21 protein-coding genes, 2 tRNA genes and 1 pseudogene are annotated in these 15,027 nt (G+C 41.7%); 15 read left to right on the forward strand and 9 right to left on the reverse strand.

Annotated elements, in window-relative coordinates; genetic code table 11:
- The first annotated feature begins 74 nt into the window (after positions 1-74).
- From IQ224_RS03920 to IQ224_RS03940, 5 genes are all read left to right on the forward strand, one after another.
- The gene (locus IQ224_RS03920) at positions 75-2,006 is read left to right on the forward strand and encodes a penicillin-binding protein 1A (protein WP_194032588.1); all 1,932 of its coding nucleotides are present in this window, start codon (positions 75-77) and stop codon (positions 2,004-2,006) included.
- 112 nt (positions 2,007-2,118) lie between these two features.
- Positions 2,119-2,364, forward strand: coding sequence for a hypothetical protein (locus IQ224_RS03925; RefSeq protein ID WP_002746505.1), 246 nt, complete (start codon positions 2,119-2,121; stop codon positions 2,362-2,364).
- A gap of 284 nt (positions 2,365-2,648) precedes the next feature.
- Positions 2,649-3,245: a GUN4 domain-containing protein gene (locus IQ224_RS03930; protein ID WP_002746508.1), complete on the forward strand. Its 597-nt coding sequence runs from the start codon at positions 2,649-2,651 to the stop codon at positions 3,243-3,245.
- A 213-nt stretch (positions 3,246-3,458) separates the two neighbouring features.
- Positions 3,459-4,034, forward strand: a complete 576-nt coding sequence (locus IQ224_RS03935) for a Uma2 family endonuclease (RefSeq protein WP_002746510.1) — start codon at positions 3,459-3,461, stop codon at positions 4,032-4,034.
- Positions 4,035-4,106: 72 nt separating this feature from the next.
- Entirely contained in the window at positions 4,107-4,916 is an 810-nt protein-coding gene (locus IQ224_RS03940) for a DNA adenine methylase (RefSeq protein ID WP_002746512.1), read from the forward strand.
- Between the two features lie 311 nt (positions 4,917-5,227).
- Here the strand turns inward: IQ224_RS03940 and IQ224_RS03945 are convergent, their stop codons facing one another.
- From IQ224_RS03945 to IQ224_RS03955, 4 genes and pseudogenes are all read right to left on the reverse strand, one after another.
- Complete coding sequence (locus tag IQ224_RS03945; RefSeq protein ID WP_002746514.1) at positions 5,228-5,563, reverse strand: type II toxin-antitoxin system PemK/MazF family toxin; 336 nt, start codon at positions 5,561-5,563, stop codon at positions 5,228-5,230.
- Positions 5,564-5,821: a hypothetical protein gene (locus IQ224_RS03950; RefSeq protein WP_002746515.1), complete on the reverse strand. Its 258-nt coding sequence runs from the start codon at positions 5,819-5,821 to the stop codon at positions 5,564-5,566.
- Positions 5,822-5,986: 165 nt separating this feature from the next.
- Positions 5,987-6,082, reverse strand: a pseudogene (locus IQ224_RS23795) (PEP-CTERM sorting domain-containing protein); the annotation flags it as partial.
- 164 nt (positions 6,083-6,246) lie between these two features.
- The gene (locus IQ224_RS03955; protein WP_155119317.1) at positions 6,247-6,615 is read right to left on the reverse strand and encodes a hypothetical protein; all 369 of its coding nucleotides are present in this window, start codon (positions 6,613-6,615) and stop codon (positions 6,247-6,249) included.
- A 274-nt stretch (positions 6,616-6,889) separates the two neighbouring features.
- Between IQ224_RS03955 and IQ224_RS03960 the strand changes: the two genes are divergently transcribed.
- On the forward strand, positions 6,890-7,135 hold the full coding sequence (locus IQ224_RS03960; protein ID WP_002734321.1) for a hypothetical protein: 246 nt from the start codon (positions 6,890-6,892) through the stop codon (positions 7,133-7,135).
- On the forward strand, positions 7,128-7,337 hold the full coding sequence (locus tag IQ224_RS03965; RefSeq protein ID WP_002798168.1) for a type II toxin-antitoxin system RelE/ParE family toxin: 210 nt from the start codon (positions 7,128-7,130) through the stop codon (positions 7,335-7,337). The genes IQ224_RS03960 and IQ224_RS03965 overlap by 8 nt, the downstream gene beginning before the upstream one ends.
- Before the next feature lie 203 nt (positions 7,338-7,540).
- Here IQ224_RS03965 and IQ224_RS03970 read toward each other — a convergent pair whose 3' ends face one another.
- Together IQ224_RS03970 and IQ224_RS03975 are read right to left on the reverse strand one after the other, a co-directional pair.
- Positions 7,541-7,993: a PIN domain-containing protein gene (locus IQ224_RS03970; RefSeq protein WP_002746521.1), complete on the reverse strand. Its 453-nt coding sequence runs from the start codon at positions 7,991-7,993 to the stop codon at positions 7,541-7,543.
- A complete protein-coding gene (locus tag IQ224_RS03975) occupies positions 7,993-8,229 on the reverse strand; it encodes a hypothetical protein (protein WP_002746523.1) in 237 nt (78 codons plus the stop codon). Before IQ224_RS03975 ends, IQ224_RS03970 begins: the two co-directional genes overlap by 1 nt.
- A gap of 162 nt (positions 8,230-8,391) precedes the next feature.
- On the opposite strand from IQ224_RS03975, the gene IQ224_RS03980 reads away from it, so the two are divergent.
- Together IQ224_RS03980 and IQ224_RS03985 are read left to right on the forward strand one after the other, a co-directional pair.
- On the forward strand, positions 8,392-8,739 hold the full coding sequence (locus tag IQ224_RS03980) for a hypothetical protein (protein ID WP_002746526.1): 348 nt from the start codon (positions 8,392-8,394) through the stop codon (positions 8,737-8,739).
- Positions 8,739-8,924, forward strand: a complete 186-nt coding sequence (locus IQ224_RS03985; RefSeq protein ID WP_228036081.1) for a hypothetical protein — start codon at positions 8,739-8,741, stop codon at positions 8,922-8,924. Before IQ224_RS03980 ends, IQ224_RS03985 begins: the two co-directional genes overlap by 1 nt.
- Before the next feature lie 270 nt (positions 8,925-9,194).
- Here the strand turns inward: IQ224_RS03985 and IQ224_RS03990 are convergent.
- Together IQ224_RS03990 and IQ224_RS03995 are read right to left on the reverse strand one after the other, a co-directional pair.
- Positions 9,195-9,267: transfer RNA gene (locus IQ224_RS03990), tRNA-Arg, on the reverse strand.
- Positions 9,268-9,355: 88 nt separating this feature from the next.
- Positions 9,356-10,495, reverse strand: coding sequence for a ferrochelatase (locus tag IQ224_RS03995; RefSeq protein WP_194032589.1), 1,140 nt, complete (start codon positions 10,493-10,495; stop codon positions 9,356-9,358).
- A gap of 198 nt (positions 10,496-10,693) precedes the next feature.
- On the opposite strand from IQ224_RS03995, the gene IQ224_RS04000 reads away from it, so the two are divergent.
- Complete coding sequence (locus tag IQ224_RS04000; RefSeq protein WP_080612748.1) at positions 10,694-11,452, forward strand: DUF2993 domain-containing protein; 759 nt, start codon at positions 10,694-10,696, stop codon at positions 11,450-11,452.
- 154 nt (positions 11,453-11,606) lie between these two features.
- Here IQ224_RS04000 and yidD read toward each other — a convergent pair whose 3' ends face one another.
- On the reverse strand, positions 11,607-11,837 hold the full coding sequence (gene yidD / locus IQ224_RS04005) for a membrane protein insertion efficiency factor YidD (protein ID WP_002732315.1): 231 nt from the start codon (positions 11,835-11,837) through the stop codon (positions 11,607-11,609).
- A 55-nt stretch (positions 11,838-11,892) separates the two neighbouring features.
- On the opposite strand from yidD, the gene IQ224_RS04010 reads away from it, so the two are divergent.
- From IQ224_RS04010 to IQ224_RS04030, 5 genes are all read left to right on the forward strand, one after another.
- Positions 11,893-12,579 carry a diacylglycerol/polyprenol kinase family protein gene (locus IQ224_RS04010; protein WP_194032590.1) on the forward strand — a complete coding sequence of 229 codons (687 nt, stop codon included), beginning with the start codon at positions 11,893-11,895 and terminating at the stop codon, positions 12,577-12,579.
- A gap of 178 nt (positions 12,580-12,757) precedes the next feature.
- A complete protein-coding gene (locus IQ224_RS04015) occupies positions 12,758-13,630 on the forward strand; it encodes an aldose epimerase (RefSeq protein ID WP_194032591.1) in 873 nt (290 codons plus the stop codon).
- 63 nt (positions 13,631-13,693) lie between these two features.
- Positions 13,694-13,765, forward strand: a tRNA-Lys gene (locus tag IQ224_RS04020).
- 29 nt (positions 13,766-13,794) lie between these two features.
- On the forward strand, positions 13,795-14,397 hold the full coding sequence (gene tsaB / locus IQ224_RS04025) for a tRNA (adenosine(37)-N6)-threonylcarbamoyltransferase complex dimerization subunit type 1 TsaB (protein WP_002746542.1): 603 nt from the start codon (positions 13,795-13,797) through the stop codon (positions 14,395-14,397).
- A gap of 417 nt (positions 14,398-14,814) precedes the next feature.
- The coding region (locus tag IQ224_RS04030) for a transposase family protein (protein WP_194032592.1) at positions 14,815-15,027 on the forward strand (213 nt) is incomplete at its 3' end.

Genomic DNA, 15,027 nt, shown 5'->3' on the forward strand with positions numbered 1-15,027 from the left:
AAAACCTTTAGAATAGACTTTCAAGCCAGTTCGATCGATCAGTCCCCTCTTGGAAAAAGGAAATTGTAACCATCGTGTCCACCAGTACCCTCGGCAATCAAGATAAAGAGCAGCAGTCCAGTAGTTCCCCCGATAGCTTTCTTCAGGGAGTCTCCAGAGTTGCAGGGGGAACCGCTCTCGGCCTGTTGATGGTATCCACCGCCGTGGTGACGGGGGCTGTGGTAGGATTAGCGATTAGTTACCGCAATCTACCCGATGTGAGGATTTTACGCGGTTACGTTCCCACGGAAACCAGTTATATCTACGATGTTAAAGGCAGACCCCTGACCAGCTTACACGGGGAAGCGCATCGGGAAGTGGTGGAACTCGATCAAATTTCTCCCAATCTAAAACGCGCAGTGATGGCGATCGAAGATAGCCATTTTTATCAGCATCGTGGTATTAATCCTAATAGTATCGGTCGGGCAGTAGTGGCTAACTGGAAAAGTGGCGGTGTGGTGGAAGGTGCATCTACCCTTACCATGCAGTTAGTCAAAAATATCTTTCTTTCCCATCAGCGCACCGTTAGCCGTAAATTAGCCGAAGCAGTTCTAGCAATACGAGTAGAACAGGTTTTTAGCAAAAATGACATTCTGGAAATGTACCTCAATAATATCTATTGGGGTCATAATAATTATGGAGTCCAAACCGCTGCTAAAAGTTATTTTAATAAACCCGCCTCCGAGTTAAATTTAGCAGAATCGGCGATGATGGCCGGATTAATCCAAGCGCCGGAGGTTTATAGTCCTTTTAATAATTATAAAACCGCCAAGGAAAGACAGGCACTGGTTCTCAGTCGGATGCGTACCTTGGGTTGGATTACCCCCGCACAGGAAGAGGCCGCTTTAAAGGAACCGCTGAAACTGGGTAAACCCACCGCTTGGCAAGAAAGTAAATTACCCTACGTTACCGATGCAGTGGTGGCAGAATTGCGGCAAAAATTTGGCAAAGAAACCCTAACTAAAGGGGGAATGCGGATTCAAACCACGATCGATCTCGACTTTCAAAACATGGCCGAGTCCACCATCCAACGGGCCTATAATAGCTTGCGTGGTCGCGGTATTCGCACCAAAGACCTACAAATTTCTCTAGTCGCGGTGGATCCCCGCACCCATTTCGTCAAAGCGCTCGTCGGTGGCGTTGATTACAATAAAAGTCAATTAAACCGCGCTATTCAATCCCGTCGTCAACCGGGGTCAGCTTTTAAACCCTTCGTCTATTATACTGCCTTCGCTAGTGGTCGTTTTACCCCTGAAACGGTGGTTAATGATGCTCCTGTCCGTTTTCGCGAGGCCGGCGGCTTCTATAGCCCAAAAAACTACGGTGGCGGCTTTTCTGGTCCGGTTTCCCTGCGTAGCGCTCTGATGCAGTCTCTGAATATTCCCGCGGTTGTTCTCGGTCGTCGTGTCGGGATAAATAAAGTCATTGAAGTCTGTCGTCTGCTGGGTTTCGAGAGTCCTTTAATTGCCGTCACCTCTTTACCTTTGGGTTCCGTGGATGTGACTCCTCTGGAAATGGCGGGAGCTTACGCTACTTTTGCCAGTAATGGCTGGCATTCTGAGCCGACCTTTATCATGCGTGTTACCGATAGCCGGGGTAACGTCATGCTCGATAATACACCCAAACCGAAGCTAGTTTTAGACCCCTGGGCCACCGCTTCTCTCAATTCTGTCCTACAGGGAGTTATTCAAGGGGGAACAGCAACCTCGGCTCAAATCGGTCGTCCGGCAGCGGGAAAAACCGGTACTACCGATAACGAGAAAAATGTCTGGTTTGTCGGTTATGTACCCCAATTAGCCACCGCAGTGTGGATTGGAGATGACCGAAACCGCACTTTAGGCAAAGGTATCACCGGCGGTGGTTTTGCCGCTCCCATTTGGCGCGATTTCATGGCACAAGCGCTTAAAAATGAACGAGTAGAATATTTTCCTTCTCCTTCCAAATTTCGCAAACCAACAGTTAAGTAGATAGTTAATATAATTGGTTTGATCGTAATTTATCGATCGAGTAAAGGTGGCTAGGTTAAAAATGAAACCCACGCTTTGAGCCTTCAGGTTTCCGATTAATAGGCAAGTTACCATGAGTACCATCCAAGTTCAAATTCCCGACTCATTACAGAAAAGTTTAGATGATCTAGCGGCTCGTGATGGAATTTCGATCGATCAATTTATCTCTACTGCGATCGCTGAGAAACTTTCAGCGTTGATGACAGAAAATTACCTAATAGAAAGGACCAAAAGGGGGAGTCGAGAAAAGTATCAGACAATCTTAACAAAAGTTCCCGATGTTGAGCCAGAAGCCTATGACCGGCTGCCGACTATCTGACATATCAATGCACCCGACTTTCTGCTAGACTTTGACAAGGCGGGTGAGTTCAACCGTTAGATCGATAGCGATATACCCATTAAGTTTGTCTATTTCTCGAAGGGATTAGACGAGCAAAAATGGTTAGCTTCGTTGCTGAGTTCCGAGAAATTATCGATGATTGCAAAGGTTAAGAATCGATAAGCGGGAGCGGTCACGAAGTGTTCTAAGCCATGATGCAAGCAGATCGAGGTATAACCAATCATTGCACCCGACTCAATCAAATTGACTAGCTGAGAGACTGTATGTCTGGGAAAAAGTTAGGTATTCATACTACTATCGAAATTGTAGCTTTTCTATCAGCTTTGGCTACAATTATGGGTTTTGTCTATTTTTTCTATGATCGCCACTTTGTAACTTGTAAACCTATGGAGGGATTTTCGTCAAACAGAGACGCTTATTATTCATGTCTTCGTAAACTACTTAAAGAAAATAGGTGGGAGGACGCTAATAGAGAGACTCTAAGACTAATGTTGCAAACGGTCAATAGAGAAGGAGAAGGATTTATAGATACAAAAACTATGAAAGAATTTCCTTGCAAAGATTTGTTGATTATTGAAGATTTGTGGTCAAAAGCAAGTCAAGGCAGATTTGGCTTTGATACTCAGCAAAAAATATGGAAAAGTGAAGGCGGTGAACCCTATTTAACTGATGAGAATTCAGAGGCTTACCATAGGTTTCGCAGTGCAGTGGGATGGAAAAAAGGAAAAGACCCTAACTTTTCTCTGAATGCTCCATATGGCCATTTACCAATATTAGGATCTCATGGAAAAATAGGAGGAATTGCAAACACATATCGAATTGCAGAGTGTCTAGAAAAGAAAGAGTGGGAAGCACCATAACCAAGGTGAGAGCATCTGAAAAGCTATTGACAATTGGCCAATTTTGTGATCTCTGTGGGTATTTCCAGTGATACCGGTCAGTCAGAATAGTTAAGAAGTCGACCCATTTGATTGAGATGGCCAATTCTCATCAAATATACCTGAATGGTCGGTAAGCAACCCACATAAACTTCATTTATAATAAAGTCACAAAAAAAACCTTTGCTTGAACCGATGACGACTTCCTTGACTGAGAGTCTCACCCTTGAAGATTTCCTCAAATTGCCACATTTGGAGGATTCTCCAGCATGGGAATACTTGCATGGAGTCGCAATTCAGAAACCCATGCCTAAGACTCGACACTCTATCCTGCAAAAACGTCTTTTAGCTGCGGTTGACAGCCACACTGTTGATTATACAGCTTTACCTGAGTTGCGATGTACCTTCGGCGGGCGTTCGATCGTTCCTGATGTGGCGGTAATTGCATGGAATCGAATTAACCTCAATCAAGCAGGTGAACCGGAGGACGACTTTAGGGAAGCACCTGATTGGACTATCGAAATTCTTTCACCAGATCAAAAGGTAAACCGTGTAATTGACAACATTTTACATTGTTTAAAACATGGCAGTAAATTAGGATGGATGCTTGATCCAGATGATTATTCTGTTTTAATGTTTACTCCCCAACAAGAGCCAGAAGTTTGCAGAGGGGATCACCAACTTAAGGTAATTGCAGGGGTTCAGTTAACACTGACTCCACAACAAATCTTTGCATGGCTAAAAGTTGGTCAAGCTAGACAAAGTAAGTAGAAGTCTCGGGAAAAGCACGAGGACTAACTTGGTCGTTAGAAGAAATTCAATAATAAACGGATTTAGGATAAAATGTCAAAAATTAAAAGTCCTCTGCGCTATCCGGGGGGGAAATCCCGGGCAATTAAGCAAATTCTGCCGCAAATTCCTGTCAATATTAGGGAATATCGAGAACCTTTTTTTGGTGGTGGTTCTGTGTTTTTTGCTGTTAAGCAACTCTTTGGACAACAAATAAAAACCTATTGGATTAATGACTTAAATTATGATTTATATTGTTTCTGGCAATGCGCTCAAGAAAATATTGATTTATTGGTAGCAAAAATAACAGAAATTAAACAGAAATATGATAGCGGACGAGAATTATTTCAAGATTTGACAAGGGAAGATTTAAAGTTAACCAACTTTGAGAAAGCGGTGCGTTTTTTTATCTTAAATCGGATTACTTTTTCGGGAACAGTGGATTCGGGGGGGTATTCCCAAGCGGCTTTTACCAGTAGATTTACTGATTCATCAATGGCCAGATTAACTCAAATTGCGCCGTTATTAGCATCGGTCAAAATTACTAACCAAGACTACGAAGAATTATTATTTGCTGAGGGAAAAGAAGTTTTTATCTTCCTCGATCCCCCCTACTATAGTGCCACAAAATCCCGTTTGTACGGTGTGAGAGGTAATTTACATACCAGCTTCGATCATCAACGTTTTGCCGATAATATGCGTCAATGTCAGGCTAAATGGTTAATTACCTACGATGATTGTCCAGAGATACGAAAACTCTTTAATTTTGCCCATATTATCGAGTGGAATCTTCAGTATGGCATGAATAATTATAAACAAGGAGCGGCGGCATCTGGTAGGGAATTAATGATCAAAAATTATTAGTGCGATGCCGAAGGCACTGCGTAGCAGTAAGCTAATCTTATAGCGATTGTCCCCAAGACGATAGGAGAGAATTTCCCATCCCTAGTTAGGGTTTGCTGAAAAAGTTTTTCCTGGTGGCAGGGTGTGGGGTTTGGGGTTTTACCCATTTTCAGGTGGTCAATTACCTGATTTTCAGGGAAAAAGTACCTGAATTTTCCCCCCAATCACTCCAAAGGTCGGCACTTTTTGAGGGGAAAAAAGTCCAAAAGTCTTATCCAACAAGGTTTTTAGATTTATTCAGCAGACCCTAATTAAACATTCATATTAGTGTTTTATGTTAAATCTAATGTGTATCGCATAACATCTTCCAATTGCTGTAAATAACTAGAAGAAAGTGTCCCCAACTGTCGTTGAAGTCGTTGTCTATCAATAACAACAATTTGATAACATAAGGCTACTGATTCCTGATTTAAGCCTCCTCGTCCTGCGGGAATAACCATTGTTCCGGGGATTTGTGCGCGACGTAAATTACTGGTTAATGGAATTACAACAACAGTGCTAGTGAAGCGATCAATATTGTTATGTTGGACAATAATAACAGGTCGAATACCAGCTTGTTCTGAACCACGACTCGGATTCAAATCAGCTAGATAAATATCGCCTCGCATTTATTCCTTATTCTCTTGTTCAAGGTGAGATAAATAATCGGGTAAAAAAATACTTTCTGAAAAGCTAATATCCTCTTGAGCAAATTCATTTTGTAACGATTGTGCTTCTGCATCTGAAATATTGTCCCATTTCTGAAAACGTGAATTTCTTTGTAAGGATTTGACAAATTCAAGGACTTTTTGCTGTTTTTGTAGCGGTAAAGTCTTAATACTTTGCAAAATCTGGTCTTGAAGATTATTAATATGGGTGACAGACATTTCAACTTTTACTATATCTACACTAGGCCAACCATTTTACCATAAAAAAACGCTCTTGTTGTCAATTAGTTAGCAACAATTAAATAATAGACAATAAACAATACACAAAAAACACCCCCTCAACTGACTAAATCAAGGGGCATTTATAGTATTTTTAGAAGCAATTTAGCCGACTTTTGTGGTTTCTTTTTCAGTGGATTGGGAGGGTTTTAGTTTGCGCTTGAGGGTTGAAACTGCGCCAAGTGTGCCGAGGGAGAGGAGGAAAGTTATAATTTGAGGAACACTATTAGATATGTAGATATGATTAGATAAGGTACAATGAAAGATGTAGATGCACCTACTTAAGCCATGAAACAAGTTCTCAAAAATATTGAGGTATCAGAGATTCCCACACTAATCGATACATGGATAGATATTCCTGTAAATTAATCGATAGTAAACAATGTTGTGAGTCCCCCATTTGTTCCTATGGAATAATATGTATTGACTGGAACACCATCTAAAGCTGGTATGGCTAAAGAACAACGATGGAAAGTTTTATCAAGAAATCTTTTGTACATACATCTTTTTACCGATTTCACGGGGATCAGGCAACTAACCCTACTGGAAGTTGCACCAGGAATACCTGGCACTATCGAAAATCTGCCATGATCATTTATACACTTATATACTTGACCAGATTGAGCTATTAAAAAGTCTTTGTTTTCACTTAAGTTAAATGTTTTAGCTTGTCGAGACACAGTTAGTCCCAATAAAGTTAATACAGCCGTTATGTATATTACACTTGTTTTCATTAATGTATCTCCTCAAAGTGCGAGCGCTCCCCCTCGCAGCCAGATTAAGCAACAACCCAACACCAAAGGCGGACAAAACAAAAGTACACACTCCCCCCACAACTGTATTAAAAGTTACAATTTAATAAATTTTTATATTTCTCTCTTAATCCCGATAAAGAAACCGCAGAACCAAGTCGGTTGTGAACAGCCCACCGCTTTTACCATTTTTGGTTAGTATCTGGATGTGGTATTATTTGAGGTGTGTTCGGATTATCTGATACTATCAAGGTCTATGACAACTTACTATGAAATCCTCAGCCAAATAGAGAATCTTCCCCTTACGGATAAGTTGCGACTTTTAGAGGATTTAAAAACTATCATCAAGCCGACCGTAGCACCAAAAGATGACGATGAGATCATTCCAGCCGAAGAACTTGCTGAAAGCCAAGCAGCATGGCAAGATTATTTATCCGGTCGAGATACTGGAATCACTTCAACAGAATTAAAATACAAACTATTTGGAGATAAACTTGGCTGATTATATTCTACTTAGACAAGCAGAACGCTACTTAGAAAGGATGCCTAAAAATGATCAAATTCGTCTTCTTGAAGCTTTGGATACTTTGATTTCGGATTCTACAAAATTAGATATTAAACCCCTTTACGGAAGAGATGAACTAAGATTGCGAGTGGGTAAGTATCGAGTGTTGTTTTTTGAAGATAGAGATAACAATCTATAAGTCATTACAACTATTAAACCTCGCGGCGATGTCTATAAATAATACCAGAACTCTTTTCTAGACTGCTGTTTCTCCTTTCGCCATAAAACAGTGATTCACAGAAGAAGGAGTCTCAGGTGTTTTCTTCTGTTTTACTGCTTCTCAGGCTGTATATCCTCATTCCGTGAGATATTGTGACGCGGTATGTCGGATTTGCTGCCTAATTATTGGGAATTAATGAAATCTTGAGGATGAACGATGGTAATATTGGGAATAGGGATAAAGTCATCAGGATTAAAGGTTAATAAATGGGTAATGTTAGAAGCTTTCATAACAGCAAGAAGCCTAATATCATGAGTGCGTTTTCCTTTAATGTTGTAGATGGTGACTAATTGAAACCAAAGGGGAAAAATATCCGGCGTTTCTGCAATTAATGTAAAGTTATCTAATAAATCATTGACATAATTTGTAGCTTGTGCTGGAGTCCAACCTAAACCATTAACATCAAGGGGGCGGGTTGCAACTACCCAAAATTCAATTAAAACTTGAGGAATAATAACACATTCATTAGCTGTTTCAACGATTTGAGTAATTACATTGTTAGCAAAAGAATAAGTTGCTGAAGACGTATCAGCCGCCCGAAGCAAAATGTTAGTATCCAGTAAATATTGAGTCATTAGTCTTCATACATAGTGTCACGGTGTAAAGCTTCATCAGGTAAATTCGCACTTGTTTTAGGAAGTTTAGCGATTACTTTCTGCCATTTTTGAGCTTTTTCCTGGGGAGTGAGACTATAATCTGGGGAAGGGAGGGAAATTCCTGAGGTGAGAGATTCGGTGAAGGATAACACTTCTTGTTGTTTTTCTAAGGGAAGTTTTCTTAGGTTTTTAATGATAACTTGTTCAATGTTCATTTGACTTAGACTAATAGGCAACCATATCAATCATATCTCATGCCGCAATTTCTCTATATTTAATAAATCTTTACATTCTTCTCCCTCATGGCTTACGCTGGTATCTGCACTACTTCCTTGTCAGCATCAGGATTTTCAGTGATTTAGGGATAATAGAAATAATTGAATAGGGCTACATTACCGGAGGAAACCTTAACGAGCATTTTTGATCTACTGCGTCAACTAGCGGATCAGATAGAGTACGCATCGGCAACGGAATGGCAACTTTTTACAGAATATGGGGAAAATGAACGGACATTATCAGAATTAGAAGAATTATCTAATGCCAGAGAGAGGGTAACTAATTCCTACTCCCGAATTAATAATATCCTGCTGAGAATTTTACAAGAGCAGCCGACTCTCTCAAATACGATGCTAGAGATGTTAGAAAGAGCGATTTTGCAAGGAACAGCCAGTGTGGATGCTGTTAGTGCTAGTGTTGATGAAGTAAAGAGGCAATGGAACTTATGATGACTTACCGCACCTCCTATCCCGATGAAGCAACGAGAAAACAATGTCTTGAAAGCTTACGGGAAACTAACCGCCAGATTGAGCTTTGTAATCTTTTTTTAGACGATATACTCGCCCAACTGGAAACAGAATCCCGTCAAAAGAGACGAGAAAGGCTATTGCAAAGAGGGCAAACTATTAAATAGAGGGATGCACAGAAGAAGGAGTTTCAGGTAGTTTCTCTTGTTTTACTCCTTCTCAGGCTGTATATCCTCATTCCGTGAGATATTGTGGCGCAGTATGTCCTATTCGCCTTTGCCTTCTCCCTTGACTGATCCTCAACTCGATCGCCAACTAAATTAAACAGAATTAATATCAACCGACGGGACTCAACTGACCCAATTCCACGCTCACCGCATCAAAGCGATTGTCCCTGGGACGATAGGAGAGAATTTCCAATCCCTACTTAACAATAACGGGTACGGTAGGGATCGAACCTACAACCGTCCGCTTAGAAGGCGGATGCTCTATCCATTGAGCTACGTACCCAGGAAAGCACAATTATAGATTATACTTCCAAAAGTGACAAGTGGTAGGACTAATTTTCGCCGTTGCCCCTCTTTGCCACTGTCCAAGCTTAATGATGATGGTGATGTCCGTGGTGATGATGGTGATCGGAATGAATGTGAGGAATTGTTACAGAACTATTGACAGATAAAGCCTCTTGTGATATCAAAGCTTCGATGTGTTCCTCGGCCCAATCGGCGACCATCTGGCAAAATTCGGGGTTATCGTTGACACAGGCCATCTGCACATAATTAACTTGGTCGTGTTTGCGGCGTAAAGCTTCGATAATATGCTCCACATCCAGCAAAGTTTCGTGATTTTCCGTAGCAAAGCCAATCGGCATGAAAATTAAGGCTTTTGCCCCCAATTCGATTAAATTCTTCGCCGCTAACTCTGCATTCGGTCGCGTCCATTTAATTAAGGGGGTTTGGTGATTTAACCAACCCACAGAAATCAAGGGATAACGATAGATTAATTTTTCCCGGACTAACTCGTATAAAGCTTGACTTTCATCGATTCCCGACGTAAATCCCTTAGCTTCGTGGGGACAACCGTGATTCATTAAAATAATGCCAATTTGCGAGGGAAGACAGCTACTAGCTACCTCGGCAGCGATTTTTTCTTCCACTAACCGCGCCATTAGATCTATATAAGCGGGTTGGTTATAAAACGAGGGAATATAGCGCAATCCTTTAACCCAATGTTCCCGCGTTTGTCCTTGAGCTAAAGCTTTATTAACCTGTTCGATCGCAATGCCACTGGTAAAGATAGAATCAACAACGAGGAGAGGATAGATCAAAATTTTCTCGAATTCCCGCTCGCGGATTTCCGTTAATACCTGTGCCGGTAAAAAAGGCGCACAGAAGTTAAACGCTTTGAATACCTCCACCCGATTACCCCATTTTGCCTGCAAATTGCGCTCGATTTCCTGTCTTTGATGCTCGAAAATGTGGTTATGGGGGGAAATAAAGTGATTATGCTGGTGTTGCCATTCGTGTAGGTCAAATAGGGCCAATAATTTCGCTAGGGGAGGATAAACCCAAGTCGGTACGGGAGCGAACTTAGCCGTCAGCAGATTTAAGGCCTGTTCATTATAGTTGGCGAAGTCCTCATAACTCTCCACTTCCCCGTATCCCATCAATAATACCGCCACTCGATCGCTGTGGTTGTGGGTAGCGGCTAACGGTTGTTGATCTGAAATGGCAACCACGTTTTTAACCCCGATTTTCTAAGTGAAAAACGCTATATCACTGAGATAGTAACGTTTTTCCATCCTATCCCCTCCCACGCGATAGACCGCTAAAAATTTATAACCTCTACAGAATCATACAGATTGCTTATCATCTTCATTAATAAAACGATATGTAAAGAAACTTTAAATAATGTTAAGATCGTTGCAGTCCCACCTATGAGAGATATGACAGCAGGCGTGTTTGGTAGCTTACCTTTTCCCAATCAGAGCGGCGATCAACTCATCAGTAAAGTGGTGAGTGCTGCGATCGCTGCATTATTCAAACGCACAGGCAAGCTGACAGCGACTGTCCGCGCCGAACCCGTAGCCAAATTACTGCAAGGCAGTATCGACGGTTTTGACTTTATCGGTCAGTCGATGCTCATGTACAATGGCCTACGCATCGAAGCCATGGAATTGTATGTGCAAGCGGTGGCGATCGATTTTAGTGCCATTTTTACCGGACAGGTGAAACTCCGTCAACCGACGCGGGCCACTTTGCGGGTAGTTTTAACGGAAGAAGACTTAACCACCTCTTTTAATACACCTTTTATTGTCGAAAAACTGCAAAGATTAGAGTACGAAGGTAAATCAATTCACTGTCAGAACACGGAATTAATTCTCAATGACGATAAAACTTTAACTCTGAAAAGTCTCATCAAATTGGGAGAAGAAGAACCAATTCTTCTAGAAATGACCACTGCTGTGGTTGTGGAAGAACGGCGAAAAATTCAATTTGTTGAGGTGGTTTATCAAGGCGACGAAAGATCGAAAGCTTTAGGAGAAGCTTTAATCAGCCACGTTAACAACCTCATGGATTTAGATAAATTTGCCCTCGATGGTACTCAATTAAGGGTCGATCGACTACGTTTAAAAGATAAACAGATTATCTTTTATGGTATCGCAGATATCGAGCGTTTTCCCAAAAGAAAATAGGCAATCATCAACGGGTCTAAAAATATCAATAGTTTTACAGACTTTATCCTAAAGATGAAGTATAACCTAGTTTGCTATTGACTCCTGAATCCTGACTCCTGAATCCCCAAAACGAAAACTTCTTATCTCACCATTGAGATAACTGCTGTGGCTTTTAATCGTGCTTGTGGCTACAGGGAGGCACAGGATCGTAACCTCCGGGGTGAAAGGGATGACAACGGAGAATACGCTTAATTGCTAACCAAGAACCCCGTAGCACACCAAAGCGATCGATCGCTTCTATGGCATACTGGGAACAGGTGGGTTGAAAACGACAGGAAGGGGGAAATAGCGGCGAAATAAACCGTCTATATCCCTCAATTAAGCCAATAAAAATTCCTTTCATCAATGTCACCTCGATCGCCTAAACTAAATAGATAGTCAATTTTCGCTTTTGCCACGTGGAACTATCCCACTCTCTCCTATTTTCGATCGGTTTAGTCGCCTGTTACCTAGCTGTTCTGATTCTGATCGCTGAAAAATTAAAAAGTGTTTTCAGTACCGATGGCGAAATTACCCGCAAAGTTGTCCACATTGGCACAGGAAACGTCATCCTTTTTGCCTGGTGGTTAAATATCCCCGCTTGGGTGGGAATAAGTGCGGCCATCCTAGCGGCAATTATTGCTATCCTATCCTATTTTTTCCCCATTTTGCCCAGTCTTAATAGTGTTGGTCGCCGCAGTTGGGGAACTTTTTTTTATGCTGTTAGTATCGGTGTTCTTGTGGCTTATTTTTGGCCAATTTCTCACCCCGAATACGCAGCAATGGGTATTTTAATTATGGCTTTAGGAGACGGATTAGCAGCCCTAGTGGGACAAAATTTCGGTCAACATCCCTACAAAATTTTCGGCAGTGGCAAAAGTCTGGAAGGTTCCCTGACTATGTTAGGAGTCAGCTTTCTAGTCAGCTTGATTATTTTATCTTTTATTAATGGCATAAATCCGCCAATTATTTTAGTATCTTTATTGACAGCGATCGGAGCTACTATTCTAGAAACTTTCTCGAAACTGGGTATAGATAATCTCACTGTACCCGTTGGTAGCGCCGCCATTGCCTATTTTCTTACTCAAATTTTCATCTCAAGCTAGTCTATCTCAGCTTATTCACAAGGGACGAATCTAAAACCTCATTGGTTAAGCTAAGTAGGGAGGCACAATTATTTGTTAGGATGGGTTAGTGGTAGCGTAACATGATCGGGTGTTGGGTTTCATGCTTCAACCCAACCTACGTTCTATGTTAGCTGATAACTGATAACTGATAACTGATATGACCTTTACTATCACTCAAAACCAAAATCAATATCTTACCTATTGTCTCAAGGATGAAGAGGCTGACGCTTATCTGGAAGTGGTTCCCGCTAGAGGAGGAATCATCAACCGTTGGCAAATTTGCGGAGAAGATATTTTCTATCTGGACAGAGAAAGATTCAAAGATCCTAACCTCAGCGTCCGCGGAGGAGTCCCGATTTTATTCCCTATCTGTGGTAACTTACCCGATAATACCTATCAATACCAAGGCCGAAACTATAGCCTCAAACAACACGGATTTGCTCGTGATTTACCTTGGCAAGTCAGCAAACAAAGCAGCGAAACCGCCGCTAGTTTAACCCTAGAATTAAACAGTAATGAAGCCACTCGTCAAGTCTATCCCTTTGATTTTCAATTAATTTTTACCTATCAACTGCAAGGAAACAGCCTCAGAATTCACCAAAAAGTAATCAATCTTTCCCCCGAAAAAATGCCCTTTTCTATCGGCTTCCATCCCTATTTTCAAGTCACCGATAAAACCCGATTGTCCTTTGATATTCCCTCCTCCCAATACCTCGACCAACGCACGAAAACCTTCCATTACTACTCTGGTAACTTTGACTTTAATCTCGAAGAAATTGATGCCGCTTTTCCGCAAATTACGCGCCATCAAAGTGGTTTTAGTGATTCTTATCATCAGCGCCAAATTGTCCTCAGTTACGACGATCTCTATACAACTATAGTTTTTTGGACCCTGAAAGATAAAAATTATATCTGTCTCGAACCTTGGAGCGCTCCCCGCAACGCCCTTAACACAGGCGAACATTTGACCTACTTAGAGCCCCAGAGCAGCCGCGAGGCGATCGTGAAAATGCGAGTCAATCAAATTTAAATTACCCCTTGACTTAGCCTCGATAAGATGTTATACTGATGAATCGTGTGCAGAACACGAAACGGGTCGCTAGCTCAGCGGTAGAGCACTCGGCTTTTAACCGATTGGTCTTGGGTTCGAATCCCAGGCGACCCATAAAAACTTACTGATACAGAAAGATCGACTTGTCTTCCCCTGTCTATGGATTAGCTTTGCATACCAGCAGTCCCCAACTGGGACTGGCCCTCTCTAATTTCAGTGATGATAGTCGTCAACAAACTTGGGACTTAGACAGGGACTTATCGAACCTATTCCACCCCTATCTAAAACAGTTCCTAGCCCCGCAAAAATGGGCAGATTTAGCCTTTCTAGCCACTGCTAGCGGTCCGGGGAGCTTTACCAGTACCCGCATCGGTATAGTCACCGGTAGAACCCTAGCACAACAATTACAGCTACCGATTTTTACCGTCTCCAGTTTAGCGGCCTTTGCTTGGTCACAACGGGATTTTTACCCCCTTGATACCTATCTAGCCCTAGAAATGCCCGCCACTAGGGGACAATTGTATGTGGGCATCTATCGGGGTAATCGGGTTTATTTAGCTGATAGCCTGATGACTCCAGAACAATGGCAGCAGACCTTAGAAAACTTAACCATTCCCTATCAAAGATTAGCCACACCCAACTATTTAGGCATAAATGCCCCCGCTATCCTCGATTTAGCCCATTTAGATTGGCAAACGGGAAAACGCCCCCATTGGTCGGAGGCGCTACCATTTTACGCGATGTGATTGGGGTTTGCGGCAAAAAGTTTCTCGTGGGGTGTGGGGTGTAGGGTTTTACCCATTTTCAGGGGGTCAATTACCTAATTTTCGGGGAAAAAGTACCTGAATTTTCCCCCTGATCACTCCCACGCCTGGCACTTTTGGATTTCAAAAAGGTCTAAAAGTCTTACCCAACAACCCACATTCCGCACCCTAAGTGTCACAACGTCTCAAAAGAGGAAGGAGCGTGAGTCAAAATACTTATCTAGAGGAGTGAGTTGGCGGCAAGCTGCCGGCAACTAAGCCGAAAATTTCAGGGTTCCCCCAGTAATTCTCAATAAACAGTGCTTGTTGATAATAGACCTCTTGCATAATTTTTTTATAGTATGATATAAAGTTTTGCTTTTTTCTCAATTCTTAGATTGAAGTGGAAAAAAGAATAAAATCGGTGTGTATAAACAAACATATAGAAAGATGGTAGAATCAGTAAAAAGTGTTGAAGCCGACTCTAATTCACCATCTAAAAGGGGACCGAAACCTAAACTATCTATAGAAGAACAAGTTTTAGTAACGTTAGAATATTGGCGAGAATATAGAACATATTTTCACATTGGTACAAGCTGGGAACTATCAGAATCAACTATATGTCGGATTGTA

It is taken from the genome of Microcystis sp. LEGE 00066 (genome assembly GCF_015207925.1).
Taxonomy (GTDB): domain Bacteria; phylum Cyanobacteriota; class Cyanobacteriia; order Cyanobacteriales; family Microcystaceae; genus Microcystis; species Microcystis ichthyoblabe_A.

Bases quoted from the DNA above. Each gene is read 5' to 3' on its own strand.
- IQ224_RS03925 (WP_002746505.1), top strand. From the start codon at position 2,119: ATGAGTACCATCCAAGTTCAAATTCCCGACTCATTACAGAAAAGTTTA.
- IQ224_RS03930 (WP_002746508.1), top strand. From the start codon at position 2,649: ATGTCTGGGAAAAAGTTAGGTATTCATACTACTATCGAAATTGTAGCT.
- IQ224_RS03935 (WP_002746510.1), top strand. From the start codon at position 3,459: ATGACGACTTCCTTGACTGAGAGTCTCACCCTTGAAGATTTCCTCAAA.
- IQ224_RS03940 (WP_002746512.1), top strand. From the start codon at position 4,107: ATGTCAAAAATTAAAAGTCCTCTGCGCTATCCGGGGGGGAAATCCCGG.
- IQ224_RS03945 (WP_002746514.1), bottom strand. From the start codon at position 5,563: ATGCGAGGCGATATTTATCTAGCTGATTTGAATCCGAGTCGTGGTTCA.
- IQ224_RS03950 (WP_002746515.1), bottom strand. From the start codon at position 5,821: ATGTCTGTCACCCATATTAATAATCTTCAAGACCAGATTTTGCAAAGT.
- IQ224_RS03955 (WP_155119317.1), bottom strand. From the start codon at position 6,615: ATGAAAACAAGTGTAATATACATAACGGCTGTATTAACTTTATTGGGA.
- IQ224_RS03960 (WP_002734321.1), top strand. From the start codon at position 6,890: ATGACAACTTACTATGAAATCCTCAGCCAAATAGAGAATCTTCCCCTT.
- IQ224_RS03970 (WP_002746521.1), bottom strand. From the start codon at position 7,993: ATGACTCAATATTTACTGGATACTAACATTTTGCTTCGGGCGGCTGAT.
- IQ224_RS03975 (WP_002746523.1), bottom strand. From the start codon at position 8,229: ATGAACATTGAACAAGTTATCATTAAAAACCTAAGAAAACTTCCCTTA.
- IQ224_RS03985 (WP_228036081.1), top strand. From the start codon at position 8,739: ATGACTTACCGCACCTCCTATCCCGATGAAGCAACGAGAAAACAATGT.
- IQ224_RS04000 (WP_080612748.1), top strand. From the start codon at position 10,694: ATGAGAGATATGACAGCAGGCGTGTTTGGTAGCTTACCTTTTCCCAAT.
- yidD (WP_002732315.1), bottom strand. From the start codon at position 11,837: ATGAAAGGAATTTTTATTGGCTTAATTGAGGGATATAGACGGTTTATT.
- IQ224_RS04015 (WP_194032591.1), top strand. From the start codon at position 12,758: ATGACCTTTACTATCACTCAAAACCAAAATCAATATCTTACCTATTGT.